Source organism: Rhizobium sp. PDO1-076, from assembly GCF_000247475.1.
GTDB lineage: Bacteria > Pseudomonadota > Alphaproteobacteria > Rhizobiales > Rhizobiaceae > Allorhizobium.
On the sequence record NZ_AHZC01000121.1, the window covers coordinates 1 to 5,664 of the forward strand.

The 5,664-nt window shown below is 59.3% G+C and carries 7 protein-coding genes; 1 reads left to right on the plus strand and 6 read right to left on the minus strand.

Features of this window, described 5'->3' with window-relative positions; translation table 11 throughout:
* Positions 1–6 precede the first annotated feature (6 nt).
* The 6 genes from PDO_RS09090 to PDO_RS09115 form a co-directional block, all read right to left on the minus strand.
* Entirely contained in the window at positions 7–1,065 is a 1,059-nt protein-coding gene (locus tag PDO_RS09090; protein ID WP_007600689.1) for a hypothetical protein, read from the minus strand.
* A 5-nt stretch (positions 1,066–1,070) separates the two neighbouring features.
* Positions 1,071–2,249 carry a hypothetical protein gene (locus tag PDO_RS09095; protein ID WP_007600690.1) on the minus strand — a complete coding sequence of 393 codons (1,179 nt, stop codon included), beginning with the start codon at positions 2,247–2,249 and terminating at the stop codon, positions 1,071–1,073.
* A 4-nt stretch (positions 2,250–2,253) separates the two neighbouring features.
* Positions 2,254–2,895 (minus strand): hypothetical protein, encoded by a 642-nt coding sequence (locus PDO_RS09100; protein WP_037073145.1) that lies wholly within the window; start codon positions 2,893–2,895, stop codon positions 2,254–2,256.
* 133 nt (positions 2,896–3,028) lie between these two features.
* On the minus strand, positions 3,029–3,511 hold the full coding sequence (locus PDO_RS09105; protein ID WP_007600694.1) for a helix-turn-helix domain-containing protein: 483 nt from the start codon (positions 3,509–3,511) through the stop codon (positions 3,029–3,031).
* Positions 3,512–3,874: 363 nt separating this feature from the next.
* On the minus strand, positions 3,875–4,717 hold the full coding sequence (locus tag PDO_RS09110; protein ID WP_007600696.1) for a hypothetical protein: 843 nt from the start codon (positions 4,715–4,717) through the stop codon (positions 3,875–3,877).
* 9 nt (positions 4,718–4,726) lie between these two features.
* On the minus strand, positions 4,727–5,269 hold the full coding sequence (locus tag PDO_RS09115; RefSeq protein ID WP_007600699.1) for a DUF6602 domain-containing protein: 543 nt from the start codon (positions 5,267–5,269) through the stop codon (positions 4,727–4,729).
* Between PDO_RS09115 and PDO_RS28755 the strand changes: the two genes are divergently transcribed.
* On the plus strand, positions 5,262–5,664 hold a 403-nt coding region (locus PDO_RS28755), incomplete at its 3' end, for a hypothetical protein (protein ID WP_210161512.1). The genes PDO_RS09115 and PDO_RS28755 overlap by 8 nt on opposite strands.

A 5,664-nucleotide genomic window follows, 5' to 3' on the forward strand; every position in this document is an offset into this window, starting at 1 on the left:
CAGGTCTCATAAGGCCGCATCTCGTAGCCTCGATGCGCCTTGCCACTCTTCGATGTGAGCGACTAGGGAATCGATGGCCGCCTGATCGGCGTCGGTTCTGAGAGTCCCTTCAGGAACCAGACGACGCGCCAGGCCCTCGATGCTGCTGGCCAGCGTCAATGCCATCACCCATCTGGAACCCTGCGCGGATTGGATGACTTCCTCGTAGAAGGTGGTGATCGTATGGCTTTCCCATCCTGCGTCACGCGCGATCAGCGTCAGGAGGCCGGCGTAAAGAGCAAAGAAATCGCCGTCGTTCGTAAAACGGTCGTCACCGTTCCACAACGCGGTCCATGTGGAATCCGCAGTCCAGGCGGGCGAGTGTCGCACCCAGAGCATCGACCGCCCGTCCGGAAACCGACGCTCGACTAGACGCGGAAACACCAACTGTCCGAAAAGAATCCGGAGCGGTTCTCCGAACCAGTTCTCCGCGTTGTGCGCGGGCAGATCCGTGCTGCTACCAGCCGAAATCGAAAGCACGTTGGTTTCGTTGTCGAACGCGAACCTGACCGGCACGCCGAGAGCTTCGATCATGCGAGTCGCCTGTAATCCACCTTTCCCGTCGTCGCTTCGCACAAAGCGACGGAAAATGATCGAGGCGCTATGATCGCGGGGAATGAGAAAGCGGGCTTCGGCGCCGCCCTCCCCCGACGCAGGCCCCTGAACGACAGCGCTCAGACTTTGAACCGTGCCTTTGAGCACCCATTGATCACCATCCGCATCTATATAAGGGGTCGTCCAGCCGCCCATCCATTCTATCCCGTCCGCGCCAGTCATCACGAGCCGGAACCTGTTGAGTGGCTCGTACGGCTCATTCCGCTCGCGATTGAGCGCGTGCAGACTATGCTTCAGATCGGCAGGCAGACCTGTCATCCGATAGCGTAATTCCCGCTCCGACACGATCTCCAACTCGCCTTCCCCCTCCGCCAACGGCGGTTCAAAATCCCGGGCCAAGAGCGCCATTTTCGGCGCGCGGATTCTGACAGGGCCCTGCAGATAGGGGTTCAGGCGATCGATTTGTGACATCGGGATTAGCGCGTTTCTGATGAAGTGGAATAGTGCCCAAACTCTGCGATCGTGGGTCTTGTTTCTGCAAGACGACGCGCGCCTTCCTCCATTTGATCCCTGGTCGGCATATAAATTTCCAGGTCGCGCTGCCACCGGCCAACGCCCTGCACGTCGAGGTCAACGCGCAAGGGCAGCCGGTTGTTTTCGGGCGATCCCGACAACAGCTCGACGCCGCGGACGCGGGTGACGCACTGCAGCGGGGTCATCCATGGCGCGGTTAGGATGCCGCCGCCGACCGGTATTGCCGCCTGACGGATCACATCGAGCATCAGTATTTGCGGTAGCCAGAACGTGCCTTTGAACGCCTCGAAATATTCATAGAAGCGCACGCCCGCCATCTCTGCAAAGACGTTTTCCCCGCGCTGCATCGATAGCAGCGCCCGTATTTTTTGCGGCAAGTAATCGACGCCAGAAACCCAGGCGATGCTGCCGTTCTCAACATAGAGGTCGTTGGTTTCGGGGTGCAACGCGAAGTCGCTCCCAAGCTTCTGCGCGTCGATGCGCGGAACGGGCGGGGCGACCGGGCACGTCACCATGCAGTTCCCGCCCTGCATCGCGAGGGCTGGCGCTCCTGAAAGGACCCGGCCATCGCCCAGCTCGTTTGAAAGTATATACCGGTCTTCAGCCGCACGGCTGGCAAATCCGCTAACAAAGCCGACCAGTGCATGCCGGTCGCCCGCCACAAAATGCTTTAGATGCAGGGTCCAGCTCCCGGACGTGACTTGCGCAAGCTCGCCCGTACAGACGATATCGGGGCCTATCGCGAAAAGGCTCGCGCCTTTCCCGGATCTCTGCTCCTCTTCACTGGCCTTTTCGCGCGCCGCCTTCATCGCCCGGAGCCTGGCGGCAGTATAAGTCACTTCGTCGCGGTCGATCAGCTTGGCATGATTGGCGCAAAGCCAGATGGCGTTGCCAATGCCCGACCGTTCCTCGCGGCTCATGGTTTTGTCATAGCGCCGCGCCCCCGGCCCCGGCGCGGCCGCGCAGATATGTGCCGCCACGCCGATGTTGGAAACCGCCTCGGGCGATTCAGCGCTCGGGCCGTGGGTCCCTCTGGTGCATCCTTCAAAGGAGCACTGCCACCCGGCGCGCGCCGCTACCCTATTCTTTGTGCTTTGGGAAAATTCGTCGCGGTTGCTCATCCGATCAGGATTCCCCGGCTTTCGTTTCCTTGGGCGGCTGATGCAGCACGATCGGTTCCGCCGGATAGACCTTTAGGAACCGGCAGTGCGCCTGGCACCAGGCCGCGGCGGCCGGGGACAGCCAGCCGGTCATTTCCACCATGCTTTCGTAGCGCTTCGGCAGGTTCCACATTATGACAGGCTCGTGATGGGCAATGCGATTGCGCAGGCTGCGGATTTGCGCCAGCGGGCCGGAGAAATCCTTTCTTCGCAGCCCCTTTCCATCTGGCTTACGGCCGATCTTGTGCAGCGTCGTCTGCCACAACGTTTCATAGTCCTTGCCGAACATCGCGGTCCAGAAGCTGAAGGTCAGGGCCGCGACGATCCGGCCGGGGGTCGGTTCCTTTTTGTCTTCCTCAATGTCCTGGATGGCCTTGGCGAGCTGTTCGGGCTGCCATTCACCGAGCAGCAACCCCGGCTCATGAAACCAGCTTTCATTGACCGCTTCGGTCATGACTGCATGGATTCGGTTGCGCAGCGCCACTTCAAGCATCTGCAGCGGCGTATAAAGGCTTTCCGAAATCAGCGTATATAGCTCAATAGCGCGGCTACGGTCGCCGTTCGCCCAGCCGAGGTAACGGCCAAACCGCTCCAGGGAAAGCGCCATTTCCAGCGCTTCATAGGAAACTGTCTTCCCTACTTCCCCTTGCATTTTTTCCCCACCCCTTCTATATTGGTAATCGTACACCCCGGTACCGTCTCTGCCCTAGGCATGCGGCCGGGGTAATTTTTTGCCCTAATCACTTGACGTGTTTCGGAATTTGCAAAGCCGCCTTGGCTTCCTTCCGCTGCTTCTTTTCAGCCGCGAATTCCGGCTCAAGCGCCTGAATCTTCGTCACCAGGCCGTCGAGGTGGTAGATATTGCTGTTCCAGTCTCCGGCAGCCGTCTTGCGCATTTCGCGCTTGATATAGCCGGCCTTCTCCAGGGCGCGCATATTGTTCTGGATGGTTTTCTCCGTAACATCCATGCGTTTCGCCAGTTCCTTTTTGGCGGGAAACGGCTTGCGCGTCGGCTCGTGCCAGTAATCCAGGAGCTGGATGATGATGTTCATCTGCATCGCGTTGATGCCGAGGCGCCGCTGCGCCTGGATCAAGATGGAGGGGATGCCCGCATAGCCGTGACTATAAACAGCCTTGCCCCAGATGCGCTCCGTAGAGGACGGCTTCTTGGCTGCGGGCTTTGGGAAATTGATGACTTCTGCATCGGTAGGGGTTGCGCTCATGGTTTAAATCTCCTTCGGTTGCAAAGAAGATACGCAGGCGCATACCAGCTTTCAATGAGCCGGGCTGTTGGGGGTATGGAAAACGCAGGGGCTACCCCTATCTGCGTTAATTGTGCTCTGTCCACCACTAAAGCTATTCTGTCCACCACTAAAGCTATATGGTCTACGCTGCTTTGCTGGTCGGATTTCGCCCCTACCTTGGGAAGCCCCGTTCCCGACGGGTGGGGCTGCCAATTTCCATACTTAAGCGTCATTTTTTGTACCGCAAAGCGGTTGTAACATGCCCGGACACCAATCGGAACGGAAAATGCGCCCTGTTCCGATCCTAATTCGACCGATCCGAAGCGATGCATTCGCGCCGCTTCACGCTGCAGTGGTTCCCATCTTCTGAAGACGCTCGTGTTCCTCGATGAGATAGGTGATGTAGCTCCGGATCAGATTGCAATACAGCCGCGCCTCATTCTGCTGGATGGCGACCCCAGCCTTGAGATCCATACAGTGACGTACGCCGCCGCCGGTTGGCGAGGACAGATAGCCGTGCAATTTTGTCATCCAGTCAAGGATCTGCTCCTGAGCTGTTCCACGATTGCCGGATCTCATTTCGCCAATGATCTTGTTGAAATATTTCCCCTGAACCGTGCCATCGTTCGTGCCGGTGCCCCGGAACACGGTCGCGACCGACTCCAGAAGCCAGAGGATTTCAGAAACCGCCTGGCGGCTTTTCCCTTCCTCGATGAGCCGGTGCGACTCCTCGAGCGATGCTTCAATCAGCGCCCGTGCCTGCGCGTCGAGGGAGGGTGCGGCGTCGGGCACGGGAATCGGTGGGGCCTGCGGGTTTGTGGCGACCAGATGGGGCGGTTCGATCCGATAGCCCGCGCCATGTTCCGCAAGTACGCGATTGATCATCGCCACGTCGGGCACGCCGAGGCCGTCATCGGCGCACTCCATGCAGACCCTATAAAACGCCTCGATGAACAGCGGCGCGTTCTCTTCCGCTCGGCGCATCGCGCTATCCAGATCGGACCACGCCCAGCTCAGGCTGCTGCTGTTCCCCGAACCACCGAACGCTTCCTTAAAGCGTTCAACGATCACCCAGGTGTTTCTCTGAGCGGCGATTTTTTCGATGAAATCGTAAAATGCGCGCGACAGCGTCGCCGGCGCCGGTCCAGGGCTGGAAAACCGCCATGCAGGGTCAAATTTAAGCATTGAACGCTCCTAGTGTTCCGCCAGCCAGCGTGCATAAGCCCGCACGTCGATCATCGGCACGGTTCCAATCTCCTGCAGCCGGGCGATCAGTTCCAATAGAAAGCCGGTAACGGACTTCCCGTTGAGCGACACCGTCGTAACGCCGTCGCCGTTGCGGCCGAACCAGCCGTGCGCCGCCACGCACCCAATGTCGAGCAGACTTTCATCCGGCGCGCTGTCGAGCAGGTCCGTCATGGTTTTGCCCATCGGCGGGCTCCACTCGCTTTCGAACGTCAGGATGCCGCCGAGAATCCAGTGCGGCTTCTTGGGCTCCGACTTCCCGCCGAGCCACGTCACCGCCAGGCTGGTGCGGTCGAGCTTGCGGACGCTCGCCGCCTTGTCGCGGGCATAGCCCACATAAGTCGCGTTAAGCGTCTGCTTGGCCTCGAATACGGCATAGACGCTTTCGGCCGGAATGATTTTGATGCCGTGCATTTCGAAAATCAGCGGCGTGTATTGCCGGTCGTAAATGACGACGTCGATCTGCTGACTGAACGTGCCGTGATTGTCCACGATAGGTGAGGCACGCGACGATCCGATCGCTCAAGGTCGGGTAATTCGTATTGCTCAGCGCCACGATAACGGTCAGCTCAACGTAGAAGGACGGAAAATCCAGCCCTTTCTGGTCCCGCCACAGCTTAATGAGGCGCGACTCCTGCTGCCGGCCGCCCGCCCAGATAGTCGTGATATGCGTCTGGACGTTGGTTTTGGTCCGGGTGCTGGCCTTGCGCCGGTAAAGGCTGTGATCGTTCGAAAAGGCGTTCTGCCGCTTGGCCGGGACCAAGTCCACGTCGTAGCCGCCGACCCTGATGTTGATGGAAACGTTCTGGCGTTTCGGCGCGTATCCCGCGCCTGTAAGCTTGGCGAACAGCTTGTCGTATATCTCCTGGAGCGTGTTATGAGACCTG